General features: G+C 69.0%; 17 protein-coding genes and 3 pseudogenes. 12 read left to right on the forward strand and 8 right to left on the reverse strand.

The window, feature by feature from the left end; translation table 11 throughout:
• Nucleotides 1-841: 841 nt before the first annotated feature.
• Both ABTY04_RS34655 and ABTY04_RS34660 read left to right on the forward strand, forming a co-directional pair.
• On the forward strand, nt 842-1174 hold the full coding sequence (locus ABTY04_RS34655; RefSeq protein WP_352217425.1) for a hypothetical protein: 333 nt from the start codon (nt 842-844) through the stop codon (nt 1172-1174).
• Nucleotides 1175-2142: 968 nt separating this feature from the next.
• Entirely contained in the window at nt 2143-2811 is a 669-nt protein-coding gene (locus ABTY04_RS34660) for a hypothetical protein (RefSeq protein ID WP_352217426.1), read from the forward strand.
• Between the two features lie 809 nt (nt 2812-3620).
• On the opposite strand, the gene ABTY04_RS34665 is transcribed toward ABTY04_RS34660, so the two are convergent.
• From ABTY04_RS34665 to ABTY04_RS34675, 3 genes are read right to left on the reverse strand one after another with little or no spacing between them, the layout of a single operon-like run.
• Nucleotides 3621-3815, reverse strand: a complete 195-nt coding sequence (locus ABTY04_RS34665; RefSeq protein ID WP_352217427.1) for an alpha/beta hydrolase — start codon at nt 3813-3815, stop codon at nt 3621-3623.
• Nucleotides 3782-4117, reverse strand: coding sequence for a hypothetical protein (locus ABTY04_RS34670; protein ID WP_352217428.1), 336 nt, complete (start codon nt 4115-4117; stop codon nt 3782-3784). The genes ABTY04_RS34665 and ABTY04_RS34670 overlap by 34 nt, the downstream gene beginning before the upstream one ends.
• Nucleotides 4114-5070, reverse strand: coding sequence for an alpha/beta fold hydrolase (locus ABTY04_RS34675; protein ID WP_352217429.1), 957 nt, complete (start codon nt 5068-5070; stop codon nt 4114-4116). The genes ABTY04_RS34670 and ABTY04_RS34675 overlap by 4 nt, the downstream gene beginning before the upstream one ends.
• Nucleotides 5071-5437: 367 nt before the next feature.
• On the opposite strand from ABTY04_RS34675, the pseudogene ABTY04_RS34680 reads away from it, so the two are divergent.
• From ABTY04_RS34680 to ABTY04_RS34700, 4 genes and pseudogenes are all read left to right on the forward strand, one after another.
• Nucleotides 5438-5584, forward strand: a pseudogene (locus tag ABTY04_RS34680) (IS630 family transposase); the annotation flags it as partial.
• A gap of 1054 nt (nt 5585-6638) precedes the next feature.
• On the forward strand, nt 6639-7523 hold the full coding sequence (locus tag ABTY04_RS34685) for a papain-like cysteine protease family protein (RefSeq protein ID WP_352217430.1): 885 nt from the start codon (nt 6639-6641) through the stop codon (nt 7521-7523).
• 14 nt (nt 7524-7537) lie between these two features.
• Complete coding sequence (locus tag ABTY04_RS34690; protein WP_352217431.1) at nt 7538-8470, forward strand: hypothetical protein; 933 nt, start codon at nt 7538-7540, stop codon at nt 8468-8470.
• 369 nt (nt 8471-8839) lie between these two features.
• A pseudogene (locus tag ABTY04_RS34700) lies at nt 8840-9683 on the forward strand (transposase); the annotation flags it as partial.
• Between the two features lie 46 nt (nt 9684-9729).
• Here ABTY04_RS34700 and ABTY04_RS34705 read toward each other — a convergent pair.
• Nucleotides 9730-10950 (reverse strand): IS110 family RNA-guided transposase, encoded by a 1221-nt coding sequence (locus ABTY04_RS34705; protein WP_352217432.1) that lies wholly within the window; start codon nt 10948-10950, stop codon nt 9730-9732.
• A 212-nt stretch (nt 10951-11162) separates the two neighbouring features.
• On the opposite strand from ABTY04_RS34705, the pseudogene ABTY04_RS34710 reads away from it, so the two are divergent.
• Nucleotides 11163-11314: pseudogene (locus ABTY04_RS34710) on the forward strand (IS5/IS1182 family transposase); the annotation flags it as partial.
• 66 nt (nt 11315-11380) lie between these two features.
• Here ABTY04_RS34710 and ABTY04_RS34715 read toward each other — a convergent pair.
• Nucleotides 11381-13651, reverse strand: coding sequence for an MMPL family transporter (locus ABTY04_RS34715; protein ID WP_352217433.1), 2271 nt, complete (start codon nt 13649-13651; stop codon nt 11381-11383).
• Between the two features lie 174 nt (nt 13652-13825).
• Here ABTY04_RS34715 and ABTY04_RS34720 point away from each other — a divergent pair, with 174 nt between their 5' ends.
• Nucleotides 13826-15001, forward strand: coding sequence for a sensor histidine kinase (locus ABTY04_RS34720; protein ID WP_352217434.1), 1176 nt, complete (start codon nt 13826-13828; stop codon nt 14999-15001).
• Nucleotides 14976-15638, forward strand: a complete 663-nt coding sequence (locus ABTY04_RS34725) for a response regulator (RefSeq protein ID WP_352217435.1) — start codon at nt 14976-14978, stop codon at nt 15636-15638. Before ABTY04_RS34720 ends, ABTY04_RS34725 begins: the two co-directional genes overlap by 26 nt.
• A gap of 570 nt (nt 15639-16208) precedes the next feature.
• On the opposite strand, the gene ABTY04_RS34735 is transcribed toward ABTY04_RS34725, so the two are convergent.
• Entirely contained in the window at nt 16209-17114 is a 906-nt protein-coding gene (locus tag ABTY04_RS34735; RefSeq protein ID WP_352217436.1) for a S41 family peptidase, read from the reverse strand.
• Between the two features lie 57 nt (nt 17115-17171).
• Between ABTY04_RS34735 and ABTY04_RS34740 the strand changes: the two genes are divergently transcribed.
• Entirely contained in the window at nt 17172-17714 is a 543-nt protein-coding gene (locus ABTY04_RS34740; RefSeq protein WP_352217437.1) for an ArsR/SmtB family transcription factor, read from the forward strand.
• 45 nt (nt 17715-17759) lie between these two features.
• Here the strand turns inward: ABTY04_RS34740 and ABTY04_RS34745 are convergent, their stop codons facing one another.
• Nucleotides 17760-18770: a helix-turn-helix transcriptional regulator gene (locus ABTY04_RS34745; protein ID WP_352217438.1), complete on the reverse strand. Its 1011-nt coding sequence runs from the start codon at nt 18768-18770 to the stop codon at nt 17760-17762.
• A gap of 93 nt (nt 18771-18863) precedes the next feature.
• On the opposite strand from ABTY04_RS34745, the gene ABTY04_RS34750 reads away from it, so the two are divergent.
• Complete coding sequence (locus tag ABTY04_RS34750; RefSeq protein WP_352217439.1) at nt 18864-19262, forward strand: VOC family protein; 399 nt, start codon at nt 18864-18866, stop codon at nt 19260-19262.
• Nucleotides 19263-19452: 190 nt separating this feature from the next.
• Here the strand turns inward: ABTY04_RS34750 and ABTY04_RS34755 are convergent, their stop codons facing one another.
• A complete protein-coding gene (locus ABTY04_RS34755) occupies nt 19453-20508 on the reverse strand; it encodes a helix-turn-helix domain-containing protein (RefSeq protein WP_352217440.1) in 1056 nt (351 codons plus the stop codon).
• Nucleotides 20509-20721: 213 nt separating this feature from the next.
• Here ABTY04_RS34755 and ABTY04_RS34760 point away from each other — a divergent pair, with 213 nt between their 5' ends.
• Nucleotides 20722-21309, forward strand: a complete 588-nt coding sequence (locus ABTY04_RS34760; RefSeq protein WP_352217441.1) for a hypothetical protein — start codon at nt 20722-20724, stop codon at nt 21307-21309.
• The last annotated feature ends 60 nt before the right edge of the window (nt 21310-21369 follow it).

Raw genomic sequence — 21369 nt, forward strand, 5'->3', positions numbered from 1 at the left:
GAACGGGGCTATCCAGGACGGCTCAGACGCCGTAATCACACTAGCCACACCAAGATCATCTCACCCGTGACCAGCAGTTACGGGACAACCCTTAGGGAGAACACGAACCGGGGCGTAGGTGACCACCGCCATGCCATGGGCAGACCGGGCTCGTCCTGAGCAGTCCCGATCCCTGCGACAGCCTCCTTGATGTTCACGACCCTCATCCTTCCCGACCCGATCCGGCCACTCGGATCCGGGGAGGAAGTTCCATCGGAGTCAGGGTGTCGGCCCCCGGAATAGGTGCGATCCACAGCTCGGGTTCAGACACAGGTACTCGGCCTGCAGGCCATATGACCGCCGAGGCACGCAGGACGCTGTGTGTGGTCTACGGGCTCGTCGATCCCCGCGACCGGAAGATCCGCTACATCGGCCACACACGCCCGCCCCGCCAGCGGCTCAGCTGCCACCGTCACTCCGGGCCCGCGAGCCTCTGGGACCCTGTCACGGGCCGCTTGTCGTTCGGGGCGCTGCAGCGCCGGGCCGCTGCCCGCCACCGCGGCGGCGCCGCCCTCGCCACCCGCCCGCCTACTTCATGCCTCGCTGCCGCTGCCGCTGCCGGGTGAGCGGTGCAGCGGCGGGACTTCTGGGCTTTGGCAGCCCCCTGGGTGCAGGGGTATCGGCGAAGCCGCCGCGACCGCCACCGCACTCCCGTATCGCCAACCACTGACACTCTCGTGCCGTCCGACAGGAAGACGGCGCGAGATGTCAGTGGTCCCGGCTGTGAAATGAGTACGGGGCCGATGAGGAGCTGAGTACGTGCGCCCAGGCGAGCCCGTGGCGGAGCCGCTTGGCTGTACCCATGCACGAGACAACTTCCGTTCTGCCTGCCGACCGCGCCGCCGAGACCCGTGCTGTCGGCAGGGTGTCGATATGGGTCACGGCTGCAACGGTGGCCTTGATCCCGGTCGCCTTCCTCTTCGGGTGTCTGGCCGGGATGGCCCAGGAGGTTCACCCTCAGACCGTGGCCGTCCTCATAGTCTTCTGGTTCGCGTCCTGGACGGCTACCCCTGTGCTCGTGGTGGCATCCCGGCTGCCCCTGAAACACCCCACCCTGACCAGGGCACGCCGATGGGCGGGGTGGCTCGCGCTGCTCCCGCCGACGGTCACGATCCTTTTGAGCCTCGGCCTGTAGATGACGACGTCGATGCCGGCCACGGATGCCTCACGCGCGGCTGAGGCTCGGGCGACCCGGGACCGACAGCAGCCGGGACGATTCCCGCATTGAGCCCGTTGGCGGGCGGCCTGCCCGCTACGCTCAAGATCACGCCGTGCCGACAGGAGTGTGCGGACGAGGGCAGGTGCCCCAGGCGCTCTGGACAGCACCTGACCGCACGAGGTGCCCCCGCCAGCCGGCAGGGGCACCTCGGCGAAAATTCCACCACCTGCGCCGCATCCCGGCCGGGGAGCGCGTATGCGGCCGGTGCCACCCCTGGATGGGGTAACCCCTGCCTTCTTCCCCCTGCGGTCTCGCGGGCGCCACCTGAAGGCCTCTCGTGAGAGGGTCCGGACGGCGAGGTCAGGGGGGCGGCCGAGGTTGGCGACCTGTGCGGTGAAGCGTGTGCGGTGCTGTGCGGTGGAAGTGGCCGGTTCCGTCGCTTTGATCCGGGTGAGGCTCGTGGTCGCACCGGTTGCGCATGGCCGTTGGCGGCCGTTTGCACAGTGATGCACCCGCGACCCCGGCGCCGGCCCCATGGCGTTCGTGGGCCGGTTGGGGGAAATCGGGCATTCCGAGGCATTAGGTTGCCTCAGTTTTACGGATTAGCAAATTCCGAATTGGCGGATTCTTTGATTCCGGATCGAGGGTGGGCTGCAAGGTCTTCGTAACTCAGATCATGCTCAAATAAATGGAGATCGATTGACTCGTTATGGCTGTCTCGGGCAGTCTCTGTGGTGCGCGGCCGGCAGGGGCTCAAAGAATCGGACGCGTAATGCGGGGAGCAGGGGGCTCGTGGGGGTATGCATGCGTATGCTTCTTCCCTTTCTGTCCGAATCCAGTCAAGTGGTGTGAAAGTCAAGGGGAGAGAATTCAGCGTGCGCTCTGTAATCAGAAAAAGCGTTGTTTCCGCTGCAGGTGTCGCTCTTGCCGGTGTCACTCTGGCGATGCTGCCCGCTTCGGCTCAGGCCGACGACGGCCTGGTCTCGCAGGCTTCGCGGGTCGCGAAGTACCAGGCTTACCTCGCGATGAAGTCCGCCCAGGGGGACGGGCAGGCCAAGGAGACCGCGCAGGGATTCTCGGCCCTCTCTGACGCCAAGAAGACCCGGTTCCTCGACCTGCTGGAGGACCGCACCCTGATCAAGCAGATCTTCGAGGCGGCTGAATCCCCGGCTGCCGCGGGCATCACCCGGACGGAGCTTGCGGGCGGTGACGTCGTGGTGGAGCGCGAGTCCGCCGGCGGTGACGACGCGGCGTCCACCAACTCCACCGCGGCGCTGCGCGCGTCCGGCTACCGAGACATGTGGGCCTCGTACTCGTACACCGACACGTTCCTGGGCGTGAAGGTTTCGCGGGTCAGCGTGCGGACCAACTACCAGGTCAAGGGCAAGGACACCACCAAGGTGTACCCGGGCAGCGCCTACCACTACCTGTACGTGCCGGGCTGCGACTTCTCCCACAGCCCGGTGAAGGAGTGGATCTCCTCGCCGCCGGCCGACAACGCTCAGAGCGAGACCACCTGGACCGCGTCGTGCTGGGGCAGCTCCTGGGACAAGCGCGAGCGCGTCTGGGGTGACTACCGAGGCTTCGTCGGCGGATACCTGAAGGACGAGTAGACCTTCCGGCCGGGACGGCGGGCGGGCTGGGAGTGTTGCATCCAGTCCGCCCGTAAGCTCCGGGGCGACATCGCGGGGGCAGCCACAGGAGCCCATTCCTGCTGCCGCCTGTCCGCTGCTGTCCAATTGCTGAACACCAAGGAGGCGTTGTGTTCGAGGACATGGGTTTCGGCCAGCTTATCCCGGTACTGTCGGCGGTCCTCCTGGTGTGTGCGGTGGGTGGCGCAGTGTGGCGGAAGCGGAATTCCCGCTCGTCCGGCCGCGGCGAGTAACTGGTCGGAATGTGCTGCCTGGATGGTCGCCGTGAATGCCCAAACCCCTCTGCAGAGGGGTTTGGGCATTCTTTGGATTGGAATGGCAGGGCTGATTTCTGGCGCAGCGGCTGGATGTGCGCACGCACACATTGAAATCTCTGATTTCAACCCCGGCGCAGGGAAACCTGTTCCATATCGTCAATCTGCCGAGCGGCAGCGGGTTCGTGGCGTCGCTTCCGGTGGAGGCGTTGGCACTGGCTGGCGCCACGCGCCGGACTCCACGGTGAGACCGGGACCGGCGAGAAGGGGACACCACGCATGCACGGCGACGGCGTCAACGCCACCGAGGGCGTCGAGGTTGAGGTGTGCGGGCAGTACGTACACCGTCCAGAGCAGGCGACTTGATCAGGCAGACGGTGGCAGAGTGGCGGCACATCGAAGCTCCGGCGGTTCAGGGCGACTTGGGAAGGTCATTCCGTTCAACCGGAGCCCCGTTGCGTTCGTGACGGCCCGGGCCCGGCCCCTTCCACTCCCATGACCTGCGGATTCACGTGCTCACCGGGACGCGGCAGGGGCCGTCTCGGCAAGCGGCGGGACGTCCTGCCAGCAGACCGTGCCACGCGGCGGCAGCACACCGCGGACGAGGCAAGCGGTCTTGTGGTCCGCCGCGCACGTGCTCGGGTCGAGCAGGGTGGTGTTCCCGTAGCCGGAGACCGTCAGCAGCCGGGCGTCGCGCAGTTCGGCGGCCATGGCCTTGGCGCTGCCGGGTCGCGCGGATTGGGGCTCTCACCGCCCACCACGCCGTCCAACTGCTCGAAGCCCGGATACTCCTGTTCCCCGGCCGGGGTGGCCTTCCGGAGGGCGCCCGCAGCGAGTAAGGGGGCGCCGCCACTGGTAACCATCCTGAGCAGGTCTCCGGGGCCCTCCTCGACGATGCCCCGGGGCGTACCGCCGAGCCACACCTGTTGCAGCAGGTCGGCCAGTTGTGTCCAGGCCGGGTGGACCGTGTACAGCAGGTGGGCCACCTCGCTGATGACCGAGGCGTACGTCACGTCGCCCCGGCGGGTGCGACAGCAGGCGGCGCAGCGGATCCTGGTACGTCGCCCGCGTCGCCCGCGTCGCCCGCGTCGCCCGCGTCGCCCGCGTCGCCCGCGTCGCCCGCGTCGCCTGCGGGCTGCCGGCCGAGAAGGCGCAGCAGCTCGGGCCGGCCCGGCCGCACAGGTCGAGGAACTGCTCCAACGTCTGCGCCGCCCCCACATCGGAACCCTGCCGCAAGAAGGAGGGGGAGCGCCGAATTCCCGCTGTACCACGCCTGCGGGTCGACGTTGCCGTCCAGGACCATGGCCCTGACCCTGTCCGGGAAGAGGTTGGCGTACGTGGCACCCAGCAGCGTGCCATAGGAGATTCCCAGGTACGTCAGCCGCCGTTCGCAGAGTTCGGCGCGCAGCAGGTCCAGATCATGTGCCGAGTCGGTGGTCGAGACGTACCGCAGCAGGAGCGGGTCGCGCTGTTCGCAGCGCCGCCCCAGTTCCGCCTGGAGCCGGATCCACAGCCGGCGCTGCTGACTGCCTACGGGAAATCCGCTCGGCAACTGCGCGGCCCAGGCGGTCGCCTGCGCCGCGTCGGCAAAGCAGCGGACAGCGTTCGAGCGGCCCACCCCCCGCGGGTCCCAGCTGACGATGTCGAACCGCTCTCGGATCTGCTGCGGAAAGAACGTGCACAGCACCGGAAGGTCGCTGGTCCCCGACCCGCCGGGGTTGAACATCAGGGTGCCTACCCGATGCGCCAGGTCGGTCGCCCGGTGCCGGATGACGGCGAGGCGGATGGTCTGCCGGCCGGGGCGCTGGTAGTCCAGCGGTGCGCGCACCGTGGTGCAGTCGAAGCCGGTAGCGCCGGGGCAGGGCGTCCAGACCACGGTGGCGGTGGTCGGCCCTCCGGGAAGCAAGGCGGCCGGCCGGGCGTCGGACGGCGCGGCAACCATGCAGACCGAGGCGATGGCAGCCACCGCGGACGTCACCCTGCATCTGGGGGAGCGGTTCGACACGATGCCCTCGCTCTGGGGGGTTCCTCCCTCGTCGGTGGTCACATGCCTGGCATGCCGTCAGGTGTCATCGGCCCCCGTCGACCCGCCCGGCGCCGCCGCGTGCAAGCCGCCGGCCCAACGCCGACACCCAAACGGCCCTGCACCGAAACGGGCGCCGATCGACATGCCCGCACGTGGTCAGCCTCCGGCGTCGGCCTCGGGGCCCTCTCCGGGGCCGCTTTGAGGCCATCGAACTGCCCGAGGTGTTCGGACAACAGGGCCAATCGGGACCACCACGGACCCTGCACCACAACATGTGCCCAGGTCCGCAGAAGCTCCGCGATCTTCCACGGCTGCCCTGCACTTCTACCTACGCTGGCGCAACGTGAATGCCCGTCACCCCGACCTGCTGGCCGCCCAGCGCCGTGAGCGTGCCCGTATCCGTAGTGAGAAGGGCATCCGCTGGGGCGGACGGTCCCTCGCCGATGCGGATTGACCGGTCCGGCGACCGTCCCTGGCCAGGTCCTAGCAGTAGCCGTCCGGCCTGGTGGCGGCTGGAGCGAGGTTGGGCCGGCGGTGCCGGTGCTCCGATGCCACATCGACCAGCATGACCAGGCAACGACATCACCGATCAGCGGTCACAAGGCTGAGGCTGTAGTACCAGGCAGGTCGGGACAGCGGTTCCCGCCCACGGCCGGCGTCAGCTGCGGTCTCCTTCACGCTCGGCCCTGCCAGGAAAGCGTGGGGCGATTCTCTTGTCGGAAATGATGGAGAGTCACATGGCGTGCACTCTCGGCGATTCGGCTATTTGACGACACGTCTAATAAAAGTCCGAAAACCGTAAATTTTGCGTAAAGCTCGCATGCTATCGGGTCCCCTGAAAGGCCTAGACTAATGGCATCGCGCTCCACAACTGGCAGAGATCTCAAGTAGATTGACGGTCCGTCACTTCTCTTCTTTCGGTAGTTGAATGCGCGATATCTTCGCGTGTAGACCAACGGCGTTCAAATCGCCATTTCTCTCTGGCAGGATTCCGGGCACCCAATCCACTCGAGGAAAGCGGCGCGGTTATGTCTGGTCGTAGAAGCGTGGTAAAGCGGCGGTGCAACGCCCATGTGTCGCTGGTATCGGCGGTCTTCAGGCGGGCGGACGGCAGCGTCGACCCTCGCCTCTCCGGGTGACGCCGAGATCGTCCGAGGTCGAGCAGACGAGGCGCCCCAAGCGGTGGCCTCGACGCCTCAGGGTGATCCTCCGAACGCGTGCTTGACGTCGGCTTGCGGTGGCTCGGAAGAGCGACCGCCCGCGCCGGCTACCGGACACTCCATCGGCTACTGGGGTCCGCCTGTCAGGGCTTCCCGGACCGTCCATCCGCGCCGCCGCTCCGGCGAGCAGCGGGACTCCCGTTCCGTCCGGCGATGACTGACCGTCAGCCATCGCATCGACGCCGAACCAGGGGCTGCAGCCTCGTTCCCTTCGCTGCCTGTCCTGCAGCCTGGACAACCGGGCTGCCGGGCAAGTGAGTTCCCCAAATTTTTCTCGGATCAAGGAGCATGATGCACAAACGTCGCGCATCCCGCCGCAAGAAAGCGCTGATAGCCACGATCACTGCCGCACTCTCCGGCGGCCTGCTGTTCGGCTTCGGCGCCCTCGCCCGGGCCGACGTGGTCAGCGGCACGGTCATTGGCGGGCAGGGCAACTACAACACCGTCAACCACCGGGCCAAGCCGTCCCTCTCGGCCCAGGTCAACGGCTCTTCGAGGGCGGGCGACAAGATCCAGATGTCCTGCCGGACCACTGGCGACACCGTGGAGAGCAATCCGCGGTGGATCTACACCGGTTCGTACTACATCGCCGACGCGTTCATCCTGGAGAACACCACCGGCCTGCCGGTCTGCGGCTCGAACCCGAATCCGACACCCACCAAACCCACCCCCACCCCAAGCCCGACGTCCACGACCGTGAGGACGGTCAAGATCGACATGCAGAAGCAGGTCAGGACCCAGTGGTGCTGGGACGCCTCCGGCGTGACCATCGCCAAATTCTGGGGCCGCACCGTCAGCCAGGAGCAGTTCTGCCAGCTCGCCGCACAGGGCACCTGGGTGAACTGCAACAACCAGCCGGCGACACTGGAAGACATGGCCAACGGCCTGGCCAGGCTGGGGCTGGGCAACAGTGGCCGCAGCCTGTACCGCAACGCTTCGTTCAGCGAGTCGACCGCAGAGATCGCGGCAGGCCGGCCGTTCGCGGTCCGGATTGGCTGGCGCAGTGGCGGCGGCCACATGAACGTCATATACGGCTACGACAGCACCAGCAACATGATCGCGGTCGGTGACCCGTGGCAGACCACCCAGACCTACACCTGGTGGAACTACTCCACCTACGTGAACAACAACTCGTTCCAGTGGACCCACTCCCGCATCGGCATCCAGGGCTGAGGAGAAGACCGACCGTGCAGACCATCCGACGCACCAAGCACGCGGCCGTCCGGGCAGCTGTCCTTGCCACGACCGTGATCGCCGCAGCCCTGTGCGGAAACGTTTCCGCACAGGGTGCGGAGGGCGACGGCGTTGCGGGCTACCAGTCAGCCCAGCAAACCCTCCAAAGCAACCAGCTCCGAGATACCGTCTCCCGCTTCCTGGTCTCGACCCGGCAGCCCGGTAGCGCCGCCGCCGCGGACGGCGGCACCCTCGGCGCCCCGGGGAACGCACCCGCCGCAGTCGGCGCGCCGCCCCGGTTCGATCTCAAGGACCCGGTGCCGATGTTCGAGATCAGTCCGGAGTTCGTGGCCGGCAAGAGCCAGGCGACCCCGCAGACCGCGCTGCGGCTCTCCTACCTGGCCTCCCGGGTGACCGCCTCGGACGGCCACCGGGCCGCCGTACTGCTTGCGCCCCAGGGGAGCGCAGCGAATTCGGGAAGCAGCGTGCAGAACCCCGGCGCCGAGGGCTGGCAGCTGGCCGGCATCCGGGACGGGGACAACGATGTCAGCCTTGCGGAACGCGGCACCCCGCAGGCCCGCACGTTCACCGAGCCGCAGATCCATGCCTGGTACCGGCTCACCGCCGAAGGCATGGTCGAGCCGCTCAACGAGGAGGCGACCACCGGCCTCGGTGGAAAGCGCGCCATCACCCTCGCCGCCTACCAGAAGCTGGTATCCGCCCGTTACGGTGACAAACTGCCCGGCTCGGAGTTCGACCGCAAGGGCCTGGCCGGCGGATATCACGGCCTGGTGGAGGACCAGCCGGCTCAGACGGCCGCCGCGTCCGTGAGCCCTGCGGCCGAGGCGTCCTGGCAGCCGGTAGCCGTCACCGGGGCCGTGGTCCTGGCGGCGGCCGGCGGTTTGGCGGTGTACGCGCGCCGTCGGCGGACAGCCGCCCCACGCTGACCCACGCAGATCCAACCGGCGCCGGTCCACAGGGAAGGTGGGCAGGCGCCGGGGCTGCACCATCCACACGTCACCCCGGGGCGCGATCCGGGCAGTTGGCAGCGCCCAGCCTCCCCATTCGTGATCGGGTCCTCCAAGCTGGGGTGAAGAACGCGCCGGAGCCCGAGTGGGAAGCACGGTTCGAGCCGAGGTCTTACGGCTTCCGGCCGGCCGCAGCTGTCAGGACGCGATATCTGCGATCTTCTGGACGTCTTGCGGCAAGCACGCGAAGCGTCTGCGGGTTCTAGGGCGCGTATCGAGTCGTGATCAATTTGCGGGATGTTCCTTCGTGGCACGGTCCGGTCCGATGGACGGTCTTACGTGACGTGAGTGCAACTGACCTATCCAGATTGGGAGTTCATCGAGCCATACCTGCCGATCGGCGAGTACGGGCCGTACCCCGAGCGACTGCGGCAGCAGTTCGGGGGCGTGATCTGGCGGTTCAAGACGGGCGGGCAGTGGCGGGAGATGCCGACGGAGTCCGGCGCCTGGTCGACCGTCCACAACCGCTTCCGGCAGTGGCGTGACGCCGGCGTCTTCGAGGCCCTGCTGGAGGGCCTGATCACGGAAGCCGCGAAGCGGGGTGAGGTGGACCTGTCCCTGGTCAGCATCGACTCCACCACCGCCCGAGCCCACCACGACGCGGCCGGGATGCACCTCGACGAGGCCGTCGTCACCGCCCTGGAGAAAGCCGCGGCCGAGGAGGAGAAGGCCAGGTCAAAGGAGGTGGCCTCGAAGAGCAAAACGGGCAAGAGACCGAAAGTGATCCCGCGCTGGAAGAACGACGACGCATCCGGCGTCGGCGGAAACTCCGGCTGAAGGCCGCCCTCCCCGGACGTTCCAGAGGCGGGCGGACCAGCAAGGTCCACCTCGCCGCCGACCGCAAGTGCCGCCCGCTGGCGTTCATCCTGACCACAGGCCAGGCAGCGGACAGCCCGCTGTTCATCCCCGTCCTGAAGAAGGTACGGGTACGCGGGCCCGTCGGCCGACCCCGCATCCGGCCGGACGCGGTCGCCGGGGACAAGGCGTACTCGTCCCGCGGATCCGCGCCCACCTGCGCAAACGCCGTATCAAGGCGGTCATCCCGGAGAAGAAGGACCAGGCCGCCAACCGGAAGAAGAAGGGCTCCAGAGGCGGCCGACCCGTCAGCCACGACGCCGATCTCCACAAGGATTCCCAATCATGATGTCAAGCCAGGATGGTGACGCCTTGTGACGGGATCACGCCGCTGCGAGAATGGGGCGGGACGTGCTGAGCTCGAAGGTTCGGTTGTCCCGTATGAGAGCCCAGAGCACGTTGAGGCGGCGCCTGGCCAAGGCCAGGACGGCTTGCTTGTGGGACTTCCCCTCGGCGCGTTTGCGCAAGTAGAACGCCTTGGACTCCGGGCAGAAGCGGGCGGCGACCTGGGCGGACATGTAGCACATCCGCAGGAGTCTTCGGCTGTATCGGCGGGGCCTGCGCAGGTTGCCGCTGACCTTCCCGGAGTCGCGCGGAACGGGCGCGAGTCCGGCGACGCCGGCAAGCCGGTCGGCGCTGCCGAAGGCCGTCATGTCGCCGCCCGTCGCCGCGATGAACTCGGCCCCGAGCATGTCACCGATGCCGGGCATGCTGGTGATCACCTCGGCGGCGGGATGCTCGCGAAACCGTTCCTCGATGAGGGCGCTGATCTGCGCGATCTCCTCGTCCAAGGCCATCACCTCCCTGGCCAGGGTGTTGACCATCCTGGCTGCGGTCTTCTCCCCAGGGACGGTGGTGAGCTGGGCCTCGGCCGCGGCCACCGCGAGGTCCGCGACCTTCGAGGGGGTATAGACTTTGCGGTTCTTCAACCAAGCTGTGAGGCGGGCCCGGCCGATCCGGCGGAGGGCGGCCGGAGCCTGGTAGCCCGTCAGCAGCACCAGAGCGGCCTTGGAAGTGCTGTAGTCGAAGGCCCGCTCGAGCGCGGGGAAGTACTCCAGCATCTGGGCACGAAGCCGGTTGATCGCACGGGTGCGGTCCGCGGAGAGGTCCAGGCGGCGGGCGGTGAGGATCTTCAGATCGACCGCGATCTCGCCGGGCTCCTGGAGGGTTTGCAGGTCGCGGCGCATTCGGGCCTGGTCGGCGATGACGTACGCGTCTTTCGCGTCGGTCTTCCCGTCGCCCCGGTAGGAACCAGAGGCGTGGTGCACGTTCCGGCCGGGGATGTAGAGCAGTTTCTGCCCGTGGTTGACCAGCAGGGCGATCCAGAGGGCGGCGCCGCCGGCGTTCAGGTCCACCGCCCAGGTCACCGGACTGCCGTCGGCGAAGTCCATTACGTCGGCCAGGAGTTGCAGCAGCTCGGCCTCGTCGTTCGCCACCCGGCGCGAGATCACCTTAGCGCCGTCTTCATCGATCACAGTGCAGTGGTGTTCGGCCTTGCCCGCATCCGTCCCGGCCCACAGTTCGGGCACCCGGACCTCCTTCATCGTGTCCTTGTGCTGTCCCAGCAGACGACCTCGCTGTCACGTCCATACGAGCGATTCGGTTCGCGCATCCCAATCAGCAGTCGAGTCGTCGCGGGGTCCCGGGCGGCCAATCCTTGTAAGCCACACCAGCGGCGAGGGAACACAAGCCACACCCGAAACCCTGGGTGTCCCGATCTTACGAATGACCGGGATCAGCCCAGAACCAAGGTATGGAGCGGAACACCGTCGAACGCCTGATCAACAAGCTCAAAGCATGGCGAGGCATCGCCACCCGATACGACAAGACTCCGACAGCCACCTCGCCGGTCTCCACCTGCGCGCCTCGATGATCTGGATCAAGGACCTCACCAGGACCACCCGATGATCACGACTCGACATGCCCCTGGGTGAGGCGCTGAGGTGCCGGACGCCAGGGCGGGCAGGAGTTGAGTCAACGGTCAACCAGCCGTGGACGCGGGGCCTCACCCGTGGATTCCGCGTCGGTGTCGTCGGTGCCGACCGGGCCGCGGGGAAGCATCCGGTCCAGCCACTTCGGCAGCCACCAGTTGGTCCGGCCGAGGAGCGTCATGGTCGCCGGTACCAGCACCATGCGTACGACCGTGGCGTCGATGAAGATCGCGGTGGCCAGGCCGAGCCCGAACATCTTGGCGGAGGGGTCCTCGGCGACGGCGAAGGACAGGAAGACCGCCACCATGATGAGGGCGGCCGAGGTGATGATCCGGGCGGTGCGCGAGACGCCCTCAACGATCGCCGTGCCGTTGTCGCCGGTGCGCAGGTACTCCTCGCGTACGTGGGAGAGGAGGAACACCTCGTAGTCCATCGACAGGCCGAACAGGATGGCGAACAGGAACATCGGGATGAACGACACGATCGGAACCGTCGCTTCCAGCCCGATGAGTGCACCTCCCCAGCCCCACTGGAAGACCGCGACCATGATGCCGTAGGCCGCGCCGATGCTCAGCAGATTCAGCAGTACCGCCTTGAGCGGTACGAGTATCGAGCGGAAGACCAGCATCAGCAGCAGGAACGACATCGCCAGCACGGCGGCGACGAACACCGGAAGGCGTTGGCTGGTGCGTTGGCCCACATCGGACAGGCTCGCGGCGGCGCCGCCGACGTGGGCCCTGGCCGGGCCGTGCCCGATCGCCGTGGGCAGCACGCCGGTGCGCAGCCGGGCGATGGTGTCGGCCGTGGCCTCGTCCTGAGGACCGGTGGTCGGGAACACCACGAGGGTCGCGATGCCGGTGTCCCGGTCGACGTGCGTCGGCGCGACGGACGCGATGCCCGGATCCGCCGCGACCGCCCCGACGAGACGGTCCAGCACGCCCGGATCACCGGCGGGGTCAGCGGCGATGACGAGCGGACCGTTGGTGCCCGGCCCGAACCCCTCGGCCACGAGGTCGTACGCGCGGCGCTCGGTACGGCTCTGAGGCAGCGACCCGTCGTCGGGCAGGCCGACGCGCAGGCCCAGCACGGGCAGCGTCGCGGTCAGCAGCAGCCCCGCCGCGCCGATCGCGTACGGCACCGGGTGCCGGCTGACGTGCCCGATCCAGCGCCGCCACCCGGCGGCGGGAGCGGCGGCCGCCACCGCGTTCCGCCGCCGTGCGAGCCGGCCCAGCTTCCCGGTCTGCAGAGCCCGGCCGATCCGGCCGGCCCGGGCCAGGCGTGGGCCGGCGGCGCCGAGGAAGGCCGGCAGCAGCGTCACCGACGCGACCACCATGATCAGAACGACGATCGAGACGGCGAGCCCGCCCACCGTCATGAACGGCACGTTCGCGACCGCCAGGCCGAGGATCGATACGACGACGACGCCGCCGGCGAAGACCACGGGCCTCCCCGCCGTGGCCACCGCTCGACCGGCCGCCTCGTGGGGATCGAGCCCGCGCGCGAGGTACTCCCGGTGCCTGGCGAGCACGAACAGCGCGTAGTCGATGCCCACTCCGAGCCCGACCATGCTGCCCAGGACGGGGGCGAAGGCCGGGACGTCCGTCACCCCCGCCAGTACCGTCATCGTGGCAACTCCGATGGTCAGCCCGAAGACCGCCATGCCGATCGGCAGCGCGGCGGCGACGAGCGAACCGAACGCCAGGAACAGGATCGCCGCCGCGGCGAGGATGCCGATCAGCTCGCTCGCGCCGCCGTCGGGGTCGGAGAAGGCGTAGAAGAGGTTCCCGCCCATCTCGATGCGCAGGGGCAGCTCGGCGCGCAGCCGGTCGCCGAGATCGACGAGGGCGTCGAGGTCTTTGGCCGACAGCCGGCTCTGGTCGGGATACTGCACCCGGACGACTGCGATCCGCCCGTCGGCCGAGACGAGGCCGCCGCGCACGGCGGTGTCCCCGCCCGCGTCGAGCGCCCCCGCCGGGTCGCTCGTGCCGAGCACGTGCGGCAGCCGTTTCACCTCGGTCTGCAGCCGCGTGAGAGCGGTGCGCGCGCTGCCGTGGTCGAAGAACGTCGCACCGCCGTCGAGGGGGGTGACGACCACTTGGGCGGTCATCCCCTCCTGGCCGGTGCCGGCCCGCTCGATCAGTTGCGCGGCCCGTTGGGAGTCCAGTCCCGGAGCGGTCATCGAGTCCGCGGTCCGCCCGCCGAAGGCGACGGCGGCGAGGACGGCGAGCGTGGCGGCAATCAGCCATGCTGCGATCACCCGCCAGGGATGGCGGGCGGCGCTTGCGCCCAGGCGCAACAGGGCTTTCGAGAGCATCGGGTCCTCCAACCACTTCGTCGGCCGTCCTTGTACGGCCGCCGATGCCGAGGCTCGTTGCCACGGCGCTCCGCGGCATCGGCCCGCGGGCCGCGGATCCCTCGGCCCCGGGGCGGAGTGACGACCCGTCCTTTCGGCCGATGCGCGGCACGCCGCGGTCCCTAGGCTGAGTACGTGCTGCGAGACGACCTGCGAACCCTTTGGACCGAACCCCGGCCGCCCGACGCGCCCGCCCGGGTGCGGCGGGACTGGGCGCTGCTCGCCGCGGGCCTTGCCGGTGTGGCGCTGGAGGCCACCCTGCGCGAGAACGTCGTGTGGCGGCCGGTGGCGGTGGTGTTCGCCGTATGGCTGTGCCTGCTGCCCCTGTGGCGCCGGACCCGCCCGCTGGCGACGGTGACGCTGGCGTTCGGCTCGGTGGTCCTGCTTCCGGTGGCCTCGCTCGTCGCCGCAACGCGCGAGCCCGTCGGCCTGTACACCGCCGGCGCGGTCGTGCTCGTGCTCGTGTACGCGCTGCCCCGGTGGGGATCGGGACGCGAGATCGTGCTGGGCGGCGCGGTGATCCTCGCGGCCGGCACGCTGTGTGTCGTCATGGACGAGACCCCGGTCGTCGAAAAGGTCGTGGGCTTGGTCTTCCTGCTGCTGCCCGGCGTGGTCGGGGCTGCCGTGCGGTTCCGGGGGACCGCTCGCGAGCGGCAGTTGGAGCAGGTGCGCTCCCGCGAGCGCGAGCAGCTCGCCCGGGAACTGCACGACACGGTGGCCCACCATGTGTCGGCCATGGTGATCATCGCTCAGGCGGGCCGGGTGCTCGCGGGCACCGACCCGTCCGCCGCCGTCGAGGCTCTGGAGGGGGTCGAGGAGGAAGGGGCGCGCACGCTGGAGGAAATGCGCGCCATGGTCGCCGCGCTGCGCGACCGCGGGGTCGGCGCCGAGCTGGCGCCGCCTGCCGGTGTCGCGGATCTGGAGCGCCTGGTGCGCACCCCGGGTGGTCGCCTCAGGGTCGACCTGGGGCTCGACGGCGAGCTGGACGCGCTGCCCCCGGCCGTGGACGCGGCCGTCTACCGGATCGTGCAGGAGTCGGTGACCAACGCGCTGCGCCATGCGGTCGACGCGACCGAGCTCGTCGTCCGGGTCGCAGCGGAACGGCACACGGTGCGGGTGAGCGTGCGCGACAACGGCCGGCGCACCGGCCGGGGTCGCGACGGATACGGACTTACCGGATTGCGCGAGCGCGCGACGCTGCTCGGCGGCACACTACGAGCCGGCCCGGGTACCGACCGGGGCTGGCATGTCGAAGCCGAACTGCCGAGAGCGAGGAGCGAGAGCGGTGTCCATTCGCGTCCTCGTCGCTGACGACCAGACGATCATCCGCACCGGGTTGCGGATCATGCTGAACGCCCAGCCCGGCATCGAGGTGGTCGGCGAGGCCGCCGACGGGCGGGAGGCCGTACGTCTGGCCCGCGAACTGCGCCCCGACGTCTGTCTGTTCGACATCCGCATGCCCGTACTCGACGGGCTAGAGGCCACCCGGCTCGTCGCCGGCCCGGGCGTCGCCGACCCGCTGGCCGTGGTCGTCATCACCACGTTCGACCTCGACGAGTACGTCTACGGCGCGCTGCGTGCCGGCGCCCGCGGATTCCTCCTCAAGGACACGGGACCAGACCTTCTGGCGCAGGCCGTACGGTCGGCGTCCGACGGTGAGGCGCTCATCGCGCCCAGCGTCACCGTCCGTCTGCTCCAGGCATTCGCGGACCTGCCCGCCGGCCGGCCCGTAGCCCAGCCGGTCTCCCCCGTCACCGCCCGCGAGGAGCAGGTGCTCCACGCCGTCGCCCGCGGGCTGACCAACACCGAGATCGCCGATGCACTGCACATCAGCCTCAGCACGGTGAAGACGCATCTGGCCAGCCTGATGGCCAAACTCGGCGCCCGCAACCGGGTCGAGATCGCGATGTGGGCCTACGAAACGCGCCGTATCCTCCCCGGAACCTGAGCCGGGTGCCGGGCCATGTCCCATGAGTCCCCGCCCGGACATCAGTGCACCGGTCGGCTCACGTCGGCTCCACGTGCCTCACCCGCCCCAGAGCGTGACGTACCAGGAGGCCGGAACTGGGACGGTGAGACACCCGATACGACAAGACTCCCGACAGCTACCTCGCCAGTCTCCACCTGCACGCCTCGATGACCTGGATCAAAGACCACTCTCTCGGACTGTTCCCCGCCAGGGAACTGGTCCGCGAATGGCTGACAGCGGGCGTGATCGACCGTGGTCGGTTCGCACCAACGGAGGAGGGAACTCCTCAAGGCAGTGTGATCAGTCCACTGCTGCCAAATGCTCTGCACGGACTGGAAAAGGCTGCTGGGTGCAGTATCAAGTGGTCCGAGCCGGGCGTGAGAAGCCGTATCTCAACCGATCACGGAGTGTGCGGTTCGAACAGGCACTCCCCCTACCTCAGTCCGCGTGTCGTGACTCATCGATGCCTGATCTCCACTGGGGGTGCCTTGTGGATCAGGTCGATAACCTCGGCTGCGTGCCTCGCCATTCGAACGCTGCTGGACTGGGTCAGTCTGTCAGTCGGGCGAGGGCCAGTGCGTGTGCGCGGTCGAGGGAGTCAGCAGCAGCGCAAGGGATGTCCGGCTGCACGCCGGTGCCCTCCCAGTTCGTGCTGGAGACCGGGTTGATGGCACGGCCAACGGGGACGGTGGCTTCCAGGTGTGGGTGCACGGTCCAGCCCTTGCACGGGTGTGCGCCGCCGCGGGTGCGCTCGCCGACGACTACGGCGCGGCCGAGCTGCTGGAGGTCGTACGCCAGCTCTTCAGCGGCAGAGAAGGTGCTGTCGCTGGACAGCACATACAACGGCTTGCTGCCGCCGAAGCGCGTGCCGGGAACGTGCGGCAGGCTCCAGGACTGCTCGCTGCGCTCGCCGCCGCGCCAGTGCATGGTGTTGAGGTGGGTGCGCTCGTCGAGCAGGTAGCTGCAGACGAAGGCGACCGTGTCCGGGTCGCCGCCCCGGTTGGTGCGAAGGTCAACGATCAGCGCCTGGGCGCGGGAGGCCAGGGTGAGTGCGGCGCTCAGCGGTTCGGCGGCCCACTCCAGCGGAAACAGCATCGGTGCCAGCTCCACCACGGCGACCCCTCCGTCGAGCAACTGCACCCGGGGCGCACCGCCCAGCGAGGTGTCGAAGTCCCGGCGCATGGCGTCCAGGGTGGCCGCCCCCTGCTTCGGGGGCACCGGGTCGGCGTGGTGCTTGAGTCTCAGGTGTCGGTCGCCGTTGACGGACTGCAGGTCCGCGGTGACCAGCCGGGCGAGCTCCTCGGCGTCGTCGACGTCGTAGGCGCCCTCGGCGAGGCGTCGTTGCAGCAGGCCGGCGAGCTGCTCGGCTATCTCGGGGAAAACGTAGTGCTCGATCAGGAGCCGGGTTGTCTCGTCGATGACAGGGGCCGGCGGAAGCTTCGTTGAAGTGGTCATGGCAGGGAGTAGAGCACTGCCCTTGCGAAAACGTCAAAGAGTTTAGACACTTTCGGCATGCGTGATCAGCCTCCCCATCTGCCACCCCCTGAGGATGTTCTGGAGATCGGTGCGCCTGAGCAGTTCGCGGCACTCGCCCACCCGTTGCGTCAGCGGTTGCTCTTCGCCCTGGGCCACCGGCCTGCCACCATCAGGCAGCTTGCGGCGCAGCTCGACGCGAAGAAGGGCAACGTGGCCCACCACCTCAAAGTGCTCCGCGAAGCCGGGCTGGTCCACATCGCCGAGACCCGCCAGGTCCGCGGCGGCACCGAGCAGTACCACCAGCGCACGGCCCGCCACATGGTCGTCGCCGAACCCCAAGCGGCAGGCACCGCCGCGATGCTCGCCGCGTTCGCCCAGGAGCTGGACCTCTCACCTGCCGAGACCCACCTGACACTGCGCCACCTGCGTCTCAGCCCTGCGAAGGCAAGAGAACTCGGCGAGGCCCTCGCCAAACTGGTCGATGAGGCCCAGGAGAATGCAGAAGACCAACCCGTGCATGGTGTGTTGGTGGCGCTCTATCAGCAGGCTCTGCCGACCAGCACCACCAGTTCCGCCTAGAGGCACCAACCCCACGAGACAGCACACCGCACCGCCTGTGCCATCTCATGACATTGGTTCCTCGCGGTCGGGCTCGGCGGCGTAGGACGTGAGGCGATCGGCGAGCGCGATGACGAGGCCGCGCAGTTCATCGGGGCGCTCGATGACGAACGGCCGGTCGAGTGAGGCGAGTACCGGGGGCAACCAGTCGAGCCGCTGCGCCCGCAGCTCGACGCGCAGCCAGCGCTCGGTCGCGCGGTCCTCGCCGGCCGCGGACTCGTGCTCCTCCAGGCTCGCGACGCTGGCCGGAAGGTGGGCGCGGATCTGCTCAACTGTCCCGTGGATCCGCAAGGTCACCTCATGCCGGTACGCGGCCGTGGCGAACCCTGACAACACGCGCTGTGCCGGCCCGGGACCCACTGGCGCTTCGAATGAGCCGGGCAGGGTCCGCGCGTCTGCGATGCGATCGAGCCGGAAGGTTCGGTCCTCGCCGATCTGGGTGTCCTTGCCCGTGACGTACCACCGGCCCGCATGGGCGACGATCCCGTACGCGTGCAGCGTGCGTTCGCTGCGCCGTCCGTCACGGTCGGTGTAGCGGATCGAGACCGGTCGGTGGTGGCGCACCGCATCGGCGATCGTGAGCAGGACCCCGGCGTCCGGGGTGTCGAACTCGCCGGGCTGATCCGTGAAGGCGAGAGCTTCCAGGAGTGTGTCGAGCCGACGGGCGATGCGCTTGGGCAGCACCCGCCGGATCTTCGCCGACGCCGTCTCGCTTGCCGTGCGCTCCGTCGTCGTCAACCCTGCTCGGCGGCCCGCGACCAGGCCGAGAAGCACGGCCAGCGCCTCGTCGTCGCTGAGCATGAGCGGAGGCAAGCGGTACCCGGGAGCCAGCCGGTACCCGCCGTAGCGGCCGCGCACCGATTCCACGGGCACGTCGAGGTCGATCAGCTGGTCCACATACCGGCGCACGGTGCGCCCTTCGACGCCGAGCCGGTCGGCGAGTTCGGCCACCGTCCGGGTGCCGCCCGACTGCAGCAGCTCCAGGAGTGTCAGCACGCGGCCGGTTGGTCGAGGCATGGTGGCAGCCTAACGCGAATACAGGACCGATTCTGTCCACTATTTCTCCTAGCCTGCGACGAGCACGCCTCCAGCACAGCCAAGGAGATTCCCATGGACTTCGTCTCGATCCGCATCATCACCAGCGACGTCGCACGCCTCGTCGACTTCTACGAGCGAGCAACAGGGACGCGGGCCACGTGGGCCACCGAGGACTTCGCCGAACTCCAGACCGCGGGCGCCACCCTCGCGATCGCCGGCACCCGCACGGTCCCGCTGTTCGCCCCGGGCTCTGCCCGGCCGGCGGACAACCACAGCGTGATCACCGAGTTCCTCGTCGACGACGTGGACCGCGTTCACCAGAACCTGACCGGCTTCGTCACCGACTTCGTCAACGAGCCCACCACGATGCCCTGGGGCAACCGGTCGCTGCTGTTCCGCGACCCCGACGGCAACCTCGTCAACTTCTTCACCCCCGCCACCCCTGCGGCCATCGAAAAGTTCGCACGCTGACGCCACGCACAGCCGCTCACGCGGGAGCCCTGAGATCCCAGGGCTCCTGGTGAACGCGGCCGCCGAGTCCAGGAGCGCCACCAGCAGGGGACATCGGAACGCACCGCTGACCCCCGAAGGACGTCTGCGCTTGTATCTGCGGGTGGACGCCGGACGTGCGATCGCGCACGTCTGCCGTCGGCCGAAAGAGTCAAGCCAATGGCCGTACGGACGGTACGACGGCCCGGCATCGGAGATGCGTCGATACCGGGCCCTCGGTCTGTCCGGCACCGCTCAGCAGCGCCAGGCGGCGGTAGTCGCTGGGCGGCATGCCGTACACGCGGCGGAAGGCCCGGCTGAAGTCCGCCGGGTGGCGAAAGCCCCAGCGCGCCGCGATCTCGCCGACCTTGGAGTGGCCGAGCCGCGGGTCGGCGAGGTCGGCCCGGCTGCGTTCGAGGCGGAGCCTGCGGATCGTGGCGGCGACGGTCTCCGGCTCCTCGCGGAACAGCGAATGGAGCAGCCGTACGGAGATGTGGTGGTGGGCGGCGATGGTGTCCGGGCCGAGCCGCAGGTCGGGCAGGTTGTGGTCGATGAAGGCCCGGATCCGGGCCAGCAGGACCTGGCGGCGGGTCTCGGCGGACAGCGCGCCGGGGCCGCCGGACTGCACCGCGAGGTAGGCGGCGCACAGATCGAGGCCGACGGAGGCGAGGCGGGACAGCTCGGTGGGGTCGGCGCGCTCGGCGTGGGTGCGCAGCCCGGTCAGGTACGAGGCGAGCAGGGCGCCCGAGACGGTGCCCGTGGCGAGCCGGGTGCCGAGGAGCCGGGTGGCCTGGTCCTGGGGCAGCGGCAGGGCGCTGCGGGGCACCCGCAGCAGAGAGACGCGGGAGAGCCGGCCCTCGTCGAGGAACTCGCAGCTCATCGGGTGCGAGGAGTCGAAGAGCGCCATGTCGCCGGCGCGGAGCAGGGCGTTGCTGCGGTTCTGCTCCAGGCCCACCGGGCTGCCGTGGACGAGGAAGAGGAAGTAGTTCTCCGGGTCCCCGCGCCGGATGTGCCCCGCGCCGCGCCGGGCGGACATCGGTGAGAAGGCAAACCCGGACAGGTCGGTATGGGTGAGGTCGAGCGCCGTCGCGGTGCCGCGGAAGCGCTCGACGTGCGGGCTGGTGATGGAGACGGGCATCACGAGGTCGCCGACCATGCCCGCCCACGACTCGAAACCGTCCCGCGCGCGGACGCTGACCGTCTGTGTACGTGGCTGTGTACCCGTCACGAAGCCCCCGCTCCACGGTGATGTGTACACGCCCATAGTTGGCGGTCGGCGGGCCGCCGGGATAGCGGGGTGTCGGCCAACTCCCGGTCATCCGCGGCCTGTCTGCGCTCAGTGCGCAACGTATCTGCGCGCCGTGCCATCGACGCCGGCCGACTCCTCCCCGCACAGTGGCGGTCGGCACCGTGCCGAAGTGTGAAGCAGAGAGGCAACGCAGTGACGAAGCAAGGAATCTTACGGTCCGACGGGCTGGGCAAGCTCCTCGCCGCCCTCGTTGTGGCCCTCCTGGTGCTCATGGCCGCACCGGGTGCCGCCGGAGCCGCCGACGGGGCGCGCGCGGACTTCGCGGCGCAGGCCACGAGCGCCGGCCTGAACGCCGCCCAGGCCAGGAGCCTGCAGAAGCGGGTCGACGGCTACCTGGCGAGCACCAAGGGCACCCAGATCGGCGCCAACAAGATCGCCCTGCCCGGTGGCGAGCTGCTGCTCGCGCTGCCCGGCGAGCAGAAGGCCCGCGACCTCGACGCGGCGGCGGTCCCGGGCGACACGGTGTACGGCTGCCGCTACTCGTACGTATGCGCCTACATGTACGAGAACTTCACGGGCGACCGGTTCGACATGTTCACCTGCAACCACCTGTTCCGCATCGCGTGGAACACGACCGGCTCGTGGATCAACAACCAGCGCGCGGACCTGTACGCGACGTTCTACTCCCGGGACCAGGTCCCCCGCTGGACCTCGGAGGGTGGTCTCAGCTGGGACGAGTCGGCCGACTGGCGCTGGGTCTGGTACGTCAGCCCCTGCTGACCCCCGGTCCACGCTCAGCCCTCCAGCAGCAACATCAGGGTACAAGGTCGTCGATCACGA

Origin of the sequence: Streptomyces sp. NPDC097981 (genome assembly GCF_040302565.1) — a bacterium.
In the GTDB taxonomy this organism is placed as follows: Bacteria; Actinomycetota; Actinomycetes; order Streptomycetales; family Streptomycetaceae; genus Streptomyces.